Annotated in this window: 13 protein-coding genes; 5 read left to right on the forward strand and 8 right to left on the reverse strand. The window is 41.5% G+C overall.

Annotated features, from left to right (window positions below; translation table 11 throughout):
- Window positions 1–160 precede the first annotated feature (160 nt).
- The 4 genes from IIB39_10260 to IIB39_10275 form a co-directional block, all read right to left on the reverse strand.
- Window positions 161–1,639 (reverse strand): T9SS type A sorting domain-containing protein, encoded by a 1,479-nt coding sequence (locus tag IIB39_10260; GenBank protein ID MCH8929083.1) that lies wholly within the window; start codon window positions 1,637–1,639, stop codon window positions 161–163.
- 613 nt (window positions 1,640–2,252) lie between these two features.
- Window positions 2,253–3,638 carry a RagB/SusD family nutrient uptake outer membrane protein gene (locus IIB39_10265; protein ID MCH8929084.1) on the reverse strand — a complete coding sequence of 462 codons (1,386 nt, stop codon included), beginning with the start codon at window positions 3,636–3,638 and terminating at the stop codon, window positions 2,253–2,255.
- A gap of 3 nt (window positions 3,639–3,641) precedes the next feature.
- Window positions 3,642–6,662 carry a SusC/RagA family TonB-linked outer membrane protein gene (locus IIB39_10270; GenBank protein MCH8929085.1) on the reverse strand — a complete coding sequence of 1,007 codons (3,021 nt, stop codon included), beginning with the start codon at window positions 6,660–6,662 and terminating at the stop codon, window positions 3,642–3,644.
- Between the two features lie 207 nt (window positions 6,663–6,869).
- On the reverse strand, window positions 6,870–7,124 hold the full coding sequence (locus tag IIB39_10275; GenBank protein ID MCH8929086.1) for a hypothetical protein: 255 nt from the start codon (window positions 7,122–7,124) through the stop codon (window positions 6,870–6,872).
- Between the two features lie 178 nt (window positions 7,125–7,302).
- On the opposite strand from IIB39_10275, the gene IIB39_10280 reads away from it, so the two are divergent.
- Window positions 7,303–8,067: a class I SAM-dependent methyltransferase gene (locus tag IIB39_10280; protein MCH8929087.1), complete on the forward strand. Its 765-nt coding sequence runs from the start codon at window positions 7,303–7,305 to the stop codon at window positions 8,065–8,067.
- Window positions 8,068–8,134: 67 nt separating this feature from the next.
- On the opposite strand, the gene IIB39_10285 is transcribed toward IIB39_10280, so the two are convergent.
- The 3 genes from IIB39_10285 to IIB39_10295 all read right to left on the reverse strand — a co-directional run bounded on the left by IIB39_10285 (window position 8,135) and on the right by IIB39_10295 (window position 11,252).
- Window positions 8,135–8,521, reverse strand: coding sequence for a hypothetical protein (locus IIB39_10285; protein ID MCH8929088.1), 387 nt, complete (start codon window positions 8,519–8,521; stop codon window positions 8,135–8,137).
- A gap of 382 nt (window positions 8,522–8,903) precedes the next feature.
- Complete coding sequence (locus IIB39_10290; protein MCH8929089.1) at window positions 8,904–10,703, reverse strand: VCBS repeat-containing protein; 1,800 nt, start codon at window positions 10,701–10,703, stop codon at window positions 8,904–8,906.
- 270 nt (window positions 10,704–10,973) lie between these two features.
- A complete protein-coding gene (locus IIB39_10295) occupies window positions 10,974–11,252 on the reverse strand; it encodes an HU family DNA-binding protein (GenBank protein MCH8929090.1) in 279 nt (92 codons plus the stop codon).
- A 243-nt stretch (window positions 11,253–11,495) separates the two neighbouring features.
- Between IIB39_10295 and IIB39_10300 the strand changes: the two genes are divergently transcribed.
- The 4 genes from IIB39_10300 (at window position 11,496) to IIB39_10315 (ending at window position 15,471) form a co-directional block, all read left to right on the forward strand.
- Window positions 11,496–12,365, forward strand: coding sequence for a tetratricopeptide repeat protein (locus IIB39_10300; protein ID MCH8929091.1), 870 nt, complete (start codon window positions 11,496–11,498; stop codon window positions 12,363–12,365).
- Window positions 12,366–12,561: 196 nt separating this feature from the next.
- A complete protein-coding gene (locus IIB39_10305; protein MCH8929092.1) occupies window positions 12,562–13,137 on the forward strand; it encodes a sigma-70 family RNA polymerase sigma factor in 576 nt (191 codons plus the stop codon).
- 1 nt (window position 13,138) lies between these two features.
- A complete protein-coding gene (locus IIB39_10310) occupies window positions 13,139–14,113 on the forward strand; it encodes a HEAT repeat domain-containing protein (protein ID MCH8929093.1) in 975 nt (324 codons plus the stop codon).
- A 17-nt stretch (window positions 14,114–14,130) separates the two neighbouring features.
- A complete protein-coding gene (locus IIB39_10315) occupies window positions 14,131–15,471 on the forward strand; it encodes a DUF4097 family beta strand repeat protein (protein ID MCH8929094.1) in 1,341 nt (446 codons plus the stop codon).
- Window positions 15,472–15,793: 322 nt separating this feature from the next.
- Here IIB39_10315 and IIB39_10320 read toward each other — a convergent pair.
- Window positions 15,794–16,218: tetratricopeptide repeat protein (locus IIB39_10320; protein ID MCH8929095.1), on the reverse strand; the 425-nt coding region annotated here is incomplete at its 5' end.

The following is a 16,218-nucleotide window of genomic DNA, read 5'->3' on the forward strand; positions in this document are numbered from 1 at the left end:
TACTCTTATCGAGCTGTTCGGCATACGATAACGACATAGGAATGTCCTCCCACTTTTACAATTATATAGTCTCTTCTATCTTCAAGTATATTAACGCCGTAGGCGTCCCTACGGGACAACTTGAGCAAATAAAAGAAACTCTAAGTGAGAGATCTTGTCCTTATTTCAGTAGCACCATTTTCTTTATTTCTGTGAACTCACCCGTTGTGAGTCTGTAAATATATACTCCACTTGCTACATTTGAAGCATCCCATGATACTTGGTAGTTCCCAGCCGGTTGTTCACCATTTACTAGACGGGCTACTTCCTCCCCGCGAATGTTATATATTGCCAGTAGGACTTCTGCTGCTGCAGGAAGTGCATACCGGATGGTTGTCAACGGATTGAACGGATTGGGGTAGTTTTGTGACAGTTTAAATTTGATAGGAATATTGAGGGGGAAACCAATTACACTTACTGCTTGCTCGGGGGCGAATCTCAAGATCCATGCATCCAAATTTCCAGAATCACTTTTAAATCCGGAGACTACAAATCCACCGTCCTTCGTATTAAAAATAGATCTACCGCCATCGGATCCTCCATCACCAAATGTTTCAGTCCATAAAAGATTACCACTTTCGTCTATTTTTAATAACCAGAGATCACCACCACCTGTATGATGATCGCCAACACCTGAATCACCAACGACTATGTAACCTCCTATCTCTGATTGAATGACCGAATATGCTGATTCATTGAATGGTCCCCCGTATGTTTTGGTCCATAAAGAATCACCATTCGAGTCAGTTTTTATAATCCACAAATCTTGATTTTTAGTACCAAACAAACTTATGTTGCCAACCGCTAATAGGCCTCCATCTTTAGTTTCGATGATCTTTTTTCCGTTATCTCCCCCGCTACCACCATAAGTCTTATTCCAAATGGCATCGCCCTCTGCTCCCAATTTGAGAAAAAGTAAATCGGTGGCATCATCAGGATTTGTAACGAAACCTCCTGTTACAACAATATTGCCATCTGATAAAGAAATGATGTCTTCGCCTATGTCAATAATTCCGCTTCCATGTTCCTTCTTCCATAGAAGTTCTCCATTAACGCCAAAACTGGCAACAACAATACTTTGGGTAAAGGAATGGTACGGATGACTTTTTCCAGTAACAATGAATTCTTCGTTGGCATTTATGCTAATATCAAGCCCAATTTCAGTGGCACTATTATTTAACACTGTTTGCCAGATAATTTCTCCCGCAGAACTTGACTTTAAGATCATTAAATTACCTGAAACACCTCCTGTAATCACATAACCTCCATCAGCCGTCTGCACCAAAGACTTCCCGGAGCCCATTAAACCAACAGACCATAATCGATTGCCTTGATTATCAATTTTTATCAGATTCCCGATATTAGTAAATACAAAATTTCCGTCATTAGTTTCAATTACCGACTCTGCTACGTCAGTATTTGTACCACCATAAGTTTTCGACCAGATGATTTTCGGTTGTGCGTATGAAATTGAGGGTAATAAGAATCCTATAATCAAACAATAGAAAATTATTCGAATTCTTGAGTGAATTCTATACAATATGAATCCTTCATTTATTTTAGACAAGCTTCCATGATATATCGGTGGCTGTCTTGACATAATAATATTCCATGTGAAACTTATCAAGCTGTTCCCATCAATAATTTTTTGATTTCATTTTTAACGAGTCCAAATAATATTCGTTTATTTAACACTTGACCCCCGACCAATACAAATAAGCCGGACGACCCAAGAAAAGCTGCTTCCTCCCCGCATACTGCGGGACTTCGCCTCCGTCCCCTCCTTAAAAAGGAGGGGAAGTATAATTCCCCTCTATGAACCTGCCCGACTATACCGTTCAGGCAGGGAGGAGTGGATTTGATCCCGATTAAACGGGATCAATGACGGGGTATTTCAGTTGTTGCGCGGTCAGGGCAAGCCCTAACCCGCACTTGGAAGTTGTTCGACTGTCCCGCAGAATGCGGCGGCCCTTTCAACCTGTACGCGCTACTCGATTGCTTTACTACACTGTATCTTCTATATATCAGGATATAACGGCTATTAGATAATGTGAAACGTAAAGTAAAATATTACATTCAGAGTGGGTTGGCTAAAAATGGTGGATGAATAAGTAAATGCCTTTTGGAGAAGATAAGTCTTTTCCAAAATATGGATAAATAAAATAGGGTTGCCTAACAAGGCAACCCTATTATAACAAACATACGCAATAATATTAAGGTTCAGGTACCTCCGTTTCAGGTACAGGGAAATCTGTAACAACTGCATCTCCGGCGCGGTCGATGGGTAAATCCCCAAGCTTCCCGTACCGCCTCATATCAATCCACCTATGTCCTTCAAGAAATAGTGAATAGCGCTTTTCATGCAGCAGCTGGTTAAGCGCGTTATTAGCGTCTAATGTAGGCGAGGCTGATAATCCTGCCGCATCTCTAACAACGTTTATATCAGCTTCCGCAGCGGCAAAGGCTCCTAAACCGATGTTTGCTTCTGCCCTTAGAAGGAGAAGCTCTTCATTTCTGATTATGGGAAGCGGATCGGAAGAACCGCCGACAATTGTCACTCCGAGGTCGGTTGTCAAGTTATCAAATGTAGTAACATCGGGTAATGTCTGTCCGGGATTGTTCGGGTCTGCAACTACTCTTTTTATGACTTTATTTTCAAAACGAATATCTCCTGATTCCGCATCAGTCTCAAAGGTGGGATGCCCCATCCATTTTATTACTTCAGCGCCGGGAGACTCAAATACTTGATTAGTCTGGTCGCCGAGTCCGGTGCTGTACACATGAAATACGCCTACATCAAGATCAGCGCTTTCATCCACGAAAGAACCATTGAGAGCAGTTAAAGCATCAGCATACAAACCTCTGTAAACAGCAACTCTTGCGGCAAGCGCTCTGTTAAACAGTTGAAAAGTAGCCGGTGTGTCAAATCCGCTGAAACCGCTTGAAAGACTAAATATGAATGCGTTTCCGCCATTTCCGAGCAAACTGTTCGCTTCATCCAACAAGCTTGCGATTTTAGCAAAGGAATCACCCTTTGAGCTTAACGGCGAAGAAAAATCACCTGAGAAATCCAATTGAACACCGTTATCATTCATTAAATTAAGGTTCAGCAATAATTGGTAAGCTATAATTGTTTTGGCAAATCCCTCTAATCCTGCACGCTCATCAGCCAACGCATCTCCTACCAGCTGAGGCAGTTTAACCTCCAGGAGAAGATTACAATTATTAATTACATTATATCTCGCAGTCCAGGGGTTATTAACCAAAAAACCGCCGGGATCGAGTCTGTCGTTCATCAATTCACCGGTGTATCTCGGATCGGCAGGCTCAAAATAGTAAGCCTCTCTTCCTATGATAGATACATCACGTAAATAAATAGCGAGACTGACCCTCATACCCGCTTCAGCGCCGGTAACAAGGTTTTGAATAGGTATTTCTGCGGCATTTTCTAAAATCGGCGCGTTCGGATTATCGAAATCTAGTTCTCCGCAGCCTAACACAGAGAATGCTAACATCGAAATTATAATAAGTACAGATTTCATAGGAATTATCCTTCTAAAATATTGATATGATTTGCTGTTGATATCCATGTTATTCATCGCCTACATTCCGAAGGAAATGTTGAAGAAAAAGCTTCGGGAAGTGGGAAACGGTAATGTATCCACAGAGCGTCCGACAGCAAGATTTCCAAATTGACTTACCTCGGGATCGTAGCCCAAGTAGTCAGTGGAAGTCCATAAATTTCGCCCTGATATACCGATACGTAGATATGTAAAACGTCCACCAAGTATGTTTTGAACTGCTTTTTCAGAAAAATTATAAGAAAAGCTCAGCTCTCTTAACTTCAAGTACGATCCATCTTCGATATATGGAGCAGTTTGAACTCCGAGAACGGTAAGACGTCCGACGCCATTGATTAAATCAACATCAGGAGTACTCGGATCATTATCATCGTCATATTTTTCCACTTTGTCGAAATCATCTGATGTTCCGCCTAAGTCAGTTATTAGTTTACCGAGGTTGATGACGTCACCGCCGTGCTTCCAGTCAAAGAGAAATCCGAGATTAAAATTTCCATATCTAAAGCTATTGTTAAATGACATCTGAAAATCCGGAGTTTCATCGCCTAATTCAACAAGATTACCGTCAGCGTCAACCTCCGAACCAATTATTCTCGTTGGAGAGATACCCTCTTCTATCCTGTATGCGCCCAAGAAAGTAGCAAATCCGCCGGTATTAAATGGATCAACGGTTAATTTCGTGATCTTCGAGGTCGTTTTATAAAAATTAATTCTTGAGAGCCAATTATTAGATCTGCTCCTTATCAGATTCAAACCGAGCGAAATCTCCAATCCCTGAGTCCGCATTTCTCCGCCGTTTATGATCTCTTGCGTAAATCCTCCGGAAGCGGGAACGTCGGCAGTTAATAGCAGGTTGCTGATGTTCTGCCGGAAATATGTGACATCAAGAGTGGCTTTATCATCTAAACCGGTGGCATCTATACCAAACTCCACTTCCTTGGTCCTTTCAGGTTCTATATCCGCCGAACCTTTCGATCCTCCTCCTATTAAACCTGAAGCGCCGCCAATATTCAGAGGGTTAAGGATAGAAAATTTTGAATTAGCGATCGGTAAGTTACCGGTTTCGCCGTAAGCAATTCTTAATTTTAGGTCTTCATTCAGACGATAGGATAAAGCTGATTTGGGGTATAGAAAGAAATCATCGGTTCTTCCGATGGTGCTGCTTCTATCGCCGCGTAGTCCTCCGGTAAGGAAAAACACATCGTTGAAATTAACCTCTTCTTGTAAAAAGAATCCACGTTCTCTCTGACGTGTTATGTTTTGCAAAACAATAACATTTGAAGCTTGGTCAATATTCGTCTGTGTAGGTATAAGGTTCGTCGCCCATACTATTGAGTTATTGGTTTCAATATTTTCAAATTGAAATCCGACTGTAGTTGAGTAAGAAATATTTGACGGTGTGATATACTTGTGCGCCAAATTGAAATTCAGGTTCGTATTAATATTTTCAGCTCCGCCTAATATGGAAGAACCCGGCGTATCACTTGCCCTTTCGAATTGAAGTTCCGGCGGGGAGAACGCCTTATTTTCCTGAGAGTAAAAATCAGCGCCACCCTGTACGATAAAATCAAGACTTTGATTGGATTCTCTAAAGAGACTATAAGTAAACCTGGAAGAAAGTATAGAACGATATACAATCTCATTATTCTTAAGAACGTCTCTTGTATGCAATGGATTTGACGGATTAAATGGATGGGCAGGATAACCGCCTTCAAGAAGACCTACACATTCCGCTCTGCTTGATCCCGACTGCACATCGGCACCGCTGCATTTTCTGATATCAATAAAACTTGGAGTAAATGCAAGAGAAAATCCAAAAGTTGTGTTCGTATTATCATTACCCGTTATAGCCCGGTCAGATTCCGTTCTTATGAAAGAGGTGTATACATCTAATTTTGACTTTTCAGAAAAACGGTGCTTGATATTGACCTTTGCGGAATATTTCTTATATCCGGTATTTTTTATAATGCCGGTTTCATCTTTAAAAGTTCCCGACACATAGAAACTGGTTTTATCAGATCCGCCGCTGGCGGAAACATTTGTTTCATAGAGTGCCCCCTTTTCTCCATAAAGTTCGTCTTCATAGTCAATAAGTCCAATTCCCCTATCAACAATATTTTGTATATAAAGGGCTTCTCCTTCATCTCCCCAGGATTCTTTAGCCGATGCCTGAGTCCATTTTCTATGCCCGATTTTATTGAGAATGCTGCTGAAGCCGACTTGTTGAGATACGCTAATCTTTGTTTTCCCGCTTACACCGCTTTTCGTGGTTATGATTACAACACCGCTTGCGGCTTTCGAGCCGTAGATGGCGGCTGCGCTTGCGCCTTTTAACACTTCAATGTTAGCAATATCGTTTGGATTTATATCGGCAATACGGTTAGACGGCTGACCTTGCGGGCTTGGGCTACCGGCACCTGCTGCGGCCGTTATAAGATCCATTAATCCTGATAGGTTTGCGGCATTATTAATAATAACTCCATCTACCACATATAATGGTTGAGTAGCGCCTACCAATGTAGATACACCTCTGAGGTTGACACTTATACCTCCACCGGGAGCGCCGGTATTCTGGCTGACGTTGATACCCGCAAACTTCCCGGCAAGCGCCATACCAAGGGTTTGTGCCGGAGCGGGTAATAATTCTTCGGCAGAAACAGTCGCCACTGAATTAGCAAGATTACGCTTCTTGACGGAAGTAGCTAAACCTGTAACAACAACACCGGAAGTCTTCAACACATCTTCTTCCATCTTAATATCAAGGGATTTTACGCCGGGAGCAACTGAAATCTCCTGAGTCTTAAATCCTATAAAGGTAACAACTAATATTATTTCATCCACGGGAGTATTGATGGTGTAAACACCGTCGTTATTGGCGACTGTGCCTATGAGAGTACCCTTAATAACTAATTGAGTACCCGGCAATATCCCACCTGTGTTTGCCACAGTTACTTTCCCACTAATAGTGCGCTCCGCTCCATATGCAAATCCGGCAAGAGCTAAGAATAAAAACACTGCTAAAAGTAGTCTCGGTGTTTTCATTTTAATGTTACCTCGTAATTTATTGATCTGTTATATTGTAAATTATTACCAATAAACAAGATGTTGATTCTAACATCCGTTTAAAATAATTATTCCAAGTAGCATATTATTATAATATTATGTATAACTTTTGGCGGGTAATTTAAACTACTATTTATTACTTGTCAAGTAATAAATAGTAGTTTAATATCTGCGATTACACATACGCTATAAGATGACGTCGGAGCAAGCGCAAGTCCCGCCGACGGCAAATGGATTACCTGTTCCGGCGAACGATTCCAATCCGGAATCGGGAACGCTGTTTATCAGCTCTTCATCATACTCAAGAATTCCGGCTAACTTTCTGCCGGTGTGAAAGTGAAAATCACTTTCAGGATTTGTCGCTACTACCGAATATTCTTTGCTTATTTCAGTGCGAAGAGTTTCCGGTGTTAAAATCGGTTGTTCGATTTCTGAATTCATTCTGGAATCTCCGGCTAAGGTCAATTACTTATTAAGTAATGGTAAGAAAATTGACTCATATTTTCAAGTGATTTTAAGACAATCAGATTAGTAGAACGGATATCCCAACCTTGTAATTCTCGGAATGAATGCGGATATTTAGCAAACCTTTTATTATAGTATGCTATGGGAGTTTTGTGTGAACCCGCAGAATGATGAAAAAAGATTGGAGAGAGAAAAAGACTTTCACGATTTGGCGTTCGGTGAAAATGTCAGAAAGAAAGCTCATAAATATTATTCTACAGCGCTGAAAAGTAGAAAATATTATCGTCAATTCTTGAAATCGAAAGCATCAGGAGCAAACACTCTGGAATACGGATGCGGACCTGGCAGCCAGGTGTTCATGCTGGCTGAAAATGGCGCCACTGTTACCGGTATTGACATTTCTGATGTTGCAATAAATCTTGCCAAAACAGAAGCTGAGAGCAAAGGCATCAATGATAAAATTTCCTTTTTTGTGATGAACGCCGAGGAACTTAAATTCGAAGAATCAAGTTTCGACCTGATATGCGGAACAGGAATATTACATCACCTAAATTTAGAGCAGGCGTATTCCGAGCTGCAAAGAGTTGTGAAAAAGGATGGTGTGGCTCTGTTTATTGAGCCGCTTGGGCACAATCCACTGATAAATTTATACAGGAAGCTTACTCCAAAACTGAGGACTGTTGACGAGCACCCGTTACTTTATAAAGACCTGATTCTTGCAAAAACTTACTTCAAAAATGTGGACATTAAGTACTTCCACATATTCTCATTAGCAGCGGTTCCATTTCGGAACACTCCACTTTTCAAACCTCTTCTTGGGCTTCTGGATTTCATCGACGCATCATTATTCTTTATTTTACCGATAACCCGAAAATATGCGTGGTCGGTAGTTATGCAGCTATCCGCCCCGCTAAAATAATTGAATCTTTATCTCCGTCAGACATTACAACACTGCTGAAAAAAATAGATCGCTTCGTCGCCCAAGCTCATTTAGGAACTTGAATACTAAAAGAATGACTGTGCTGTGAATAGCTGCCGGTTGAATTGGAGGAGAGAACGATTATGGTTTTGCCCGCGGCAAGTTGTTGGAAGTGATTTTGGGTTAGTATTATGGTATGAGTATGGTTTGAGTTTTCGGAACTCGTAATCGTATTCCCATCAGCAGGGGGATTATTTACATTGATAAACAGTACGGTAATAGTGTGGCTATGGTCATCATTAATTGAAGATTCCGCAGTGAACGATTCCGCATTGTTATCAGCCGGACCGGTGCCGTTATAAGGGTCATCATTATCACTACAGCCGATTTCCGTTATGACCAACGGCATCGAAAACAACGCACCCGCTTTAACGATAAAGGTTCTTCGTTTCATTCGTTTATCCTTTGGCTGAGAGTAGCCAAGATTCTGCTTACATAATAGCAACTAATTGACAAAAATCAAAAGCTGAAAAAAAGTCATTTGCGTGATAGCCATCACTGTCGATATTTACCAATGTTGTACATTATCTATACCTCAACAACATCTACATTCAGAGGGATAAGTGCTGTTTCTACAGTTTATGACGGATGGGACCTTCAAACTTATCCCTCTTTTTTTATATATTCTATGCATTTATCCGATAGAAATGCTCTCGGGGCAAGCCCCAACCGGCAAATTTTCATTTGTGTGCGGATTAGGGTTTGAGACAAGGGCTCTCCTTCGGAGCCTTTATCGCATGACATATTAGTTCAATTTAGAAAAGTTAGGAGCCGCTTTATTTCAGCAGCAGCATCTTTTTGGTTTCGGAGAAAGAATCTGTTTTTAACTGGTAAATATATAGCCCGCTCGGCATATCGGATGCGTCCCACTCAACCGAATGTTCTCCGGCTGAAATATTTTCATCTACCAGTCTTGCTACTTCCCTGCCGTTTACGTCATAAACTTTTAATAGTACTTTCGAGTTCAGTTCTAAATTATAACGAATCGTGGTCAAAGGGTTAAATGGATTCGGATAGTTCTGATTAAGAGTGTACAAGGCAACTGATATTTCATCTTCAACGCTTGTTACAATATTAAGCTCATCAGGTTCGGTGATTGTTTTAATTTGATTTGGAAATACTCCTGTTAATACCTGGACGTTACCGGAAGGCCAGTAAACAGTTATTTTATCAATGAGATCTACATTTTTTAAACCGAAACCAATATCCAGCGTATTCATTGAGGCAAAACTTGCTCCCGCAGTAACTTCTTTAGTCTGCACAATCGAACCTGATTTAACTTTGATTTTTGCTCCAATACCGCTTCTGTTGCTGAAAGTGCCTTTCAGCCGGATAGTTATATAATCATTACCACTATTGTTATTTAGATATAGGATAGGATTTCCAATTAATTTTCCGCGTATGACATTCATCATAATTATATCCATATAGCCGTCATTATTAAAGTCTGCAATAGCGCTTGCTCTTCCGTCACCTCCATCGTCGATACCGAATGTTGACGCGATATCCGTAAAGCTACCGTCACCATTATTCCGATAAAATATGTTTACCTCGTCGTATAGGTCAGGCCACATCATTGCGCCATTAACTACATAAACATCTTCCCATCCGTTGTTGTCGTAATCAAAAAACCCTACTCCCCACGCCATTGTGTTATCAGTAAGTGCCAATGCTTCTTCATCATAGCTGAAAGTCCCGTTTCCATTGTTCACATATAAAAAATCTGTCCAGAGATTGGCAACATAAATATCCTGGTCGCCATCATTATCTATATCTGAGAAGTCTACTCCCATCCCCGCTCCCTGGCCGTCGTTATTCAGTACAGACCTCATATTGGTAAATGTCCCGTCCCGGTTATTGTGGTATAAAACGTCCTTTTCAAATTCGTTTACGACATAGATATCCATAAACCTGTCGTTATCATAATCGAAAAATCCTACAGCCAGTCCTGTCCCTAAATCTCCTGTTCCGGAGGCAACTGTTATATCTGTAAACGTCCCGTCACCGTTATTCAGATATAGCGTATTGGGATTATCGACATTTAAAAATGAGCGATTTAGTACGTAGATATCAAGGAATCCGTCATTGTTGATGTCCGCCATCGCCACGCTTGTGCTTGGACCGGGATCACCTACACCCGCCGCTTCCGTCACATCAGTGAAAATTCCGTTTCCGTCATTAAGAAATAGTCGATTTACGCTGGGGAAGGTATCGAATTCAGTCCGGAAATTTGAAAGATAAATATCCAAATCGCCGTCATTATCAATATCTCCTGCCACCGCTCCCCATCCTTCGTTCATATCCGCTACCCCGGCAGTTTGCGCTGTCTCAGTGAATGTTAAATCTTTATTGTTTATGTATAATTGATTCGGATAACCCTCTCCGTTCGTTATATAAATATCGGTATAGCCATCTCCATTGAAATCAGCGGCAACAATTCCTCCGATGTACATAAACCCCTGATGCGTGAATTTGATGCCTGCTTTTTCGGTAATATCGGTAAACGTTCCACCTGCTACCGCGAAACCGCTGCTTAGAAATGAGATAAATAAGACGATAATTGAGAATTTACGCAAAATAATTTTCCAACCTTCCAAGACAATAATTTAAAACAAATTATTTAACGGTGTTTAATGTAATAGTCGCAATACAATAATGCTACATTATTCGGCAGCTACGCATTACTTATTGATATTCAAGTTATATATACTAAATCAGGATATTATTCAGCAATATCCGGCATTTTCGGTAATTTTGAAAATTCAGCTGTTTCACTGCGCTGTTAGGCACAAAAAAGCGGTGGACGAAATTCGTCCACCGCCGAGATTACCTTGTAGTTTTTCAGCTTATCTTACAGCCGAAAGAAGCTCAGTTCCGGGTTGGAATTGAGGAATTCGAGTTGTTCCGCTGTTACCGGTGGCAATATCAGTATTTGTGGGGTCAGCATTATCGCTGTTACTGAGTCGCGCAGTTGTAAACGTTCCGATTCCGGCAATATAAACTTCTTCGTCCTTTTTCAAAGCAATCGTTAAATTGGCTGCTAAAGAGTTTAACGCCCTGTCTGCCTGTACTGTAGTTAGTCCGCTATCTGACGAGATAGCTTCAACTAAGTCTCGAGTATTCATAATAAATCTCCTATCCGGTTTGTATGACAATGTTCCTGCTGATAATTTGGCAATTATCATACCAGAAATTGTAAATATAAGGTTTTGGCTCTATTGAAAGCTTTTAAAGGATCGGTTTCTAACGGTATAAAAGACTTCAGATTGGAATTCAATAAAAGTGGCATTATATTGCCGCTATTTCAGAGAAATAACCTGTTACCGGTCATTTAAAAACATTTACATCGGAATCACGTATTATTAATTATGAAGATATTTCAATATTGCTTGTTCCTATCTCTTTATATATCGCTATCCCTCACTACCTACGCTCAATCAAAGGGATATGTATATAACAGAGATGTGGAAGTCGCGTTCGCTGATGGTGTCAATGCCTACTATGAAGGCGATTATGAGGCTGCCATTGCTGAACTCGACCGGGTAATACACGAAGAACCTGACAGGGCTTACGCTTATTATTACAGAGGAATGTCGTTCAAGATGATGGGAGCTCATAAATTCGCCGTTACTGAATTTAAAAAAGCGATTGAGCTGCTTCCCCGCATTCCCAACGCGCAGTCTGAGCTTGCTAATGCGTATAAGATGATAGGTAATGTTCCCGCGGCATTGGAGGAATATGAGAGTATGTTGAAGAAATTTTCCGATAAGCAGAAAATATTGCGTGACAGAGGGATGCTTTACGAGGAAACAGGAGATACGACTAATGCGCTTTTAGATTACAAACGAGCCGGCGCCAATTTCAAAGCGCTGAATATTTATTGGAAAAGAAAAGATTATGATTCGTCAATTGAACAATTGACCTCATTAATTACAAGCGTAGAAGCCGATACAGGGGAATTTTTCATCCCATTTTACTTTGAATTATTTCATAAACGGGGAATGGCTTATTTTAAGTTAGGGTTAATTGATGAAGCAGTATATGATTTGAAGAGATCAATAGAGATAAACCCCGATTACGCCGATGCATATTACCTGAGAGGAGTAATATATTTCCAAAAAGGATTATATGGCAATGCAGCCGCTGATTTCAGGCGTACTCTTAAAATCGAACCCGATAATTTTGAAGCCTCAAAATATCTTATTCACTCAAAGAATAAGATGAGGTCACGCAGGTAATACTCTTTGGTATCAGTGCTTTATGATAAATTGCAATACTCTTACTTTTCGTTTTAAATTAACACCCGCTTTCAGGAATAATATTGCTCGCCTCTAAACAACACCTTTACACTTTGCAAAAAATTCTTATTTTATGCCACTATGCCAACCATTTATCAAAATTACCGTCAGATTATCAGTAGAAGTAGATACGTAAATGGATGATAAGGAAAAAAGGATGATAATTCGAGCCCAAAACGGCGACCATTATGCTTTTGAACAGCTTGTGAGCAATTATGACCGGCAGGTACTCAACTTAGCCTATTCTATTGTCGGTAACATAGATGACGCTCAGGATATATATCAGGAAGCCCTTATCGCCGCTTACAAAGCTCTTCCTAAATTTAAATTTAAAAGTAGTTTCTTCACATGGATATACAGGATAGCGGTGAACAAGTCCATTACCTTCAAAAGTAAAAAGCTAAGGACAAACACGGTTTCTATATCACGAAATGATGGGAACACATTCGGCGTTGACCATGATTTGAGGCTGTCTCATACCGATACGCCTGATCTGCACTCTGTTAATTCTGAATTGAAATATGAAATTGAGAATGCTATTCTTAAATTATCCGCTAAAGAACGTATGGCATTCGTACTTTGTCATCAACAGGGTCATAAAATCAGAGAAGCGGCGGAACTTATGGAATGCACATCCGGGACGGTGAAGAGTTATCTATTCAGAGCGCGGGAAAAATTAAAATTTCATCTAAAATCTTATATGGAGTCATAATATGAGTGACGCTAAACGCAACGAATCAATACTGCTGTATCTTTACGGAGAACTGTTGCCGGAAGAAAAAGCGGCATTTGAGAGAGAACTTAGCGAGAACAGGCTTCTCAAAGAAGAATTTGAGAGAGAAAAAGAGCTGCACGAACTTTATAGCCAGCGGACAGGAACCGAAGTTTCCGACGCGGTTTTATTTGAAAGCAGGCGCAAACTTATGGATACTCTTAACGCTGATTTTTCCCACACTTCCCGAAGCAGCGCGGAAAGAGGCGGTATAATTGGATTTCTGTTCGGTAATAATCCGAAGTTAGCCGGCGCTATCGCTATGTTGGTCGTAGGAATCATAATCGGTAATGCAGTTGATATCGAGGTGGATTTCGGCGACGGATTGGAGATAATAGATTTTAACGCTGTTCAAAGCGGCGCTGTTTCCGTCGATTTGCTGGGAGCGCAGGGATTAGAAATTGCGGATTTGAATATTCACGATTATGACTCACAATCAGGCGAGATAATATTGACGCTTGATGCTGTTTCCAGTGTTGGTATAAAAGGGAATATCAAGAATCCGAAGATTCAGAAGTTATTGGCGGCGGCTCTTCAAAGCGACTTGGGTCCCTCAATTCGCCTAAAGACAGTTAATCTGTTACGGGTAAACAGTAAGGAAAAAAAGATAAATGAAGCGCTGATATACGCATTGAATAACGATGATAATCCGGGTGTGAGACTCAAAGCCGCTGAAACTCTAACTATCGCCCGATTAGACCGGGCTGTTATGAAGGCGTTCTTACAAGCGCTGTCGCTGGATGAAAACAGTGGCGTACGTATGCAGGCGATACAGGCATTGACAAGATTCAATGATGAAGAGGTAAAAGAAGCGCTAAAAGACAAAATGGTCTCAGATGAAAACGAATACATTAGATTTCTTATAAAAGAATATTTTTCTGAAAAAGAAATTGATATAACAGGGCGAGAGATTTAATCGCCAAGAGGATACAAATGAAGAACAGACTGAATAAATTATCGCTCATAATATTGTTAGCGCTACTCTTCCCCGTTTTGGGGCTTCCGCAGGAAAGAGGCGAAATATTTAGGGAAGCGGGAGAATATATCGAACGAATCGATAAGACCATCAAAGTTAAAGAAGGCGGAGAACTTAGAGTAATTTCCGACGAAGGCCCCATTTATATCGAATCGTGGAACAAAAAAGAGGTAAGAATTGTCGTCATTAAACGTGCTGGCGTAGGAAGAGAATCGGAAGCACGCAAATATTTTGATGAAATTAAAGTATGGATCGATAAATCCGGAAATGATGTTTCAGTTAAAGGCGAAACTCCGTGGGGCAGACGAGGCAGGAGAAGTCACCGCCTTGAGTATGAGATAACAGTGCCTTATAAATACAATGTCAATCTACGCACAGAAGGCGGAAGTCTCACTATAGATGATTTAGATGGAAACGTTAAAGGAGAAACTGACGGCGGAAGCATCAAAGTCGGTCAGATAAAAAACGGTAACGTGAACATCTCTACCGCAGGCGGAAGCATTAAAATTAAAGAAGTCAAAAATGGCAATGTAAATGCGGAAACAGCCGGAGGAAGTATTAAAGTCGGCGATGTAAACGGAAATTTGAACGTTCATACCTCCGGCGGAAGCATTAAACTCGGAAAGATAACCGGCAAAGGCGTTGCAAAAACATCCGGCGGAAGCATTAAGGTTGTAGAAGCGGGCGAAGACCTGGAACTTTCCACCTCAGGCGGAAGCATCAGCGTAAATTACGCAAACGGTCCCATTGATGTTGAAACTTCCGGCGGAAGCATTTCCATCGGCGATACCAAGGGTGACGTTAGCGCCAGCACCGCAGGGGGAAGCATACACATAGGACTTGCAGGAGGAATGGTCAAGGCGGAAACAGCAGGCGGAAGCATCACCGTGGAAGGTTCCGAGGGTCCTGTCGAAGTGGAAACTGCCGGGGGAAGTATTGAAATATTGGAAGCTCACGGCTATATAGAGGCGGAAACAGCAGGCGGCGATATTGATGCTGAAATGGTGGTATCCGATAAGAAAACGGACACTCATGTCACTCTTGAAACGGCAGGCGGAGACATAACTCTGTATTTACCGGAAGACCTGCAAGCCACATTTAACGTGCGGTTGGAAATTACGCGGAGAGCGTGGCGAGACTATAAGATTTACTCAGACTTCCCCATCAGCATAGATGACGACGATAGCGGCTGGAGAGGTCGCAGAGTTCTTAGAGGCGAAGGCGATATCAACGGCGGAGGTGATGAGATACGGATAGAAACAACCAACGGAGACATCCGCATTAAGAAACTCAGATAACGCTCTCCTCTTTTACACTTATGCGGGTTGGGGCTCGAGCTGAAGGCTCTCCTACGGAGCCTGTCCCGCCGAAGTCGGTGGCTCCGACTCACTCAATAATCCTTTACCCTCACGGATAAAACATCAATATTCCCCTCTATCAAGAGGGGTGGCTCAACGGAAGTTGAGACGGGGTGTGTGATTCCGCGATATTCATTCAATTATCTCCTGCGTTAGACAGTTACTCCCCTCAAGGGGAGAGGATATAAACATTAACTTCTAAAAACAAAAAACTTTCTAAGCAAGAAAGTTCGTCGGGGAATAAATATTTGGAATCGGGGTGTTAGGCTACTTGGCTCATCTCTTGCGCTACTGCCGCCATCTTCTGCCGCGCTTCGATAGATGTGAAGCATTCAAGCGCTTTGGCGTAGTTGGTCTCTGCCAGTGCAGCGTCATCGGTCTCACTCTTCAGGCGCGCTATCTCAAGGTATGTCTCGCCCTTGTTCAGCGCGTTGTCGTGACGTTCGTTTATCCGTAGGGAGTTACCAAGATATACTTCAGCAAGATCGAACCTGCCGTTCTTCTTGTAGTTCATTCCCATGAGTTTATATACTTCAGCAACGCCTAACCTGTCTTTCATTTCCGTGAATATCTTGAAAGCCTTCGTTGCAAGGAGGATACTTTCGTCTATATCGTCTTTCCGGTGGAATATCTCCGCTCTTTCAAGGTATGAGAGTCCTGCTATGCGTTCATCACCTGCCCGTTCAG

This window comes from Candidatus Neomarinimicrobiota bacterium (assembly GCA_022573815.1).
Taxonomy (GTDB): Bacteria; Fidelibacterota; SORT01; order SORT01; family SORT01; genus JACZTG01.

What these genes read in the sequence shown, in the direction of transcription:
- IIB39_10260 (MCH8929083.1), bottom strand. Translation starts at nt 1,639, where the DNA reads ATGTCAAGACAGCCACCGATATATCATGGAAGCTTGTCTAAAATAAAT.
- IIB39_10265 (MCH8929084.1), bottom strand. Translation starts at nt 3,638, where the DNA reads ATGAATAACATGGATATCAACAGCAAATCATATCAATATTTTAGAAGG.
- IIB39_10270 (MCH8929085.1), bottom strand. Translation starts at nt 6,662, where the DNA reads ATGAAAACACCGAGACTACTTTTAGCAGTGTTTTTATTCTTAGCTCTT.
- IIB39_10275 (MCH8929086.1), bottom strand. Translation starts at nt 7,124, where the DNA reads ATGAATTCAGAAATCGAACAACCGATTTTAACACCGGAAACTCTTCGC.
- IIB39_10285 (MCH8929088.1), bottom strand. Translation starts at nt 8,521, where the DNA reads ATGAAACGAAGAACCTTTATCGTTAAAGCGGGTGCGTTGTTTTCGATG.
- IIB39_10295 (MCH8929090.1), bottom strand. Translation starts at nt 11,252, where the DNA reads ATGAATACTCGAGACTTAGTTGAAGCTATCTCGTCAGATAGCGGACTA.
- IIB39_10300 (MCH8929091.1), top strand. Translation starts at nt 11,496, where the DNA reads ATGAAGATATTTCAATATTGCTTGTTCCTATCTCTTTATATATCGCTA.
- IIB39_10305 (MCH8929092.1), top strand. Translation starts at nt 12,562, where the DNA reads ATGGATGATAAGGAAAAAAGGATGATAATTCGAGCCCAAAACGGCGAC.
- IIB39_10310 (MCH8929093.1), top strand. Translation starts at nt 13,139, where the DNA reads ATGAGTGACGCTAAACGCAACGAATCAATACTGCTGTATCTTTACGGA.
- IIB39_10315 (MCH8929094.1), top strand. Translation starts at nt 14,131, where the DNA reads ATGAAGAACAGACTGAATAAATTATCGCTCATAATATTGTTAGCGCTA.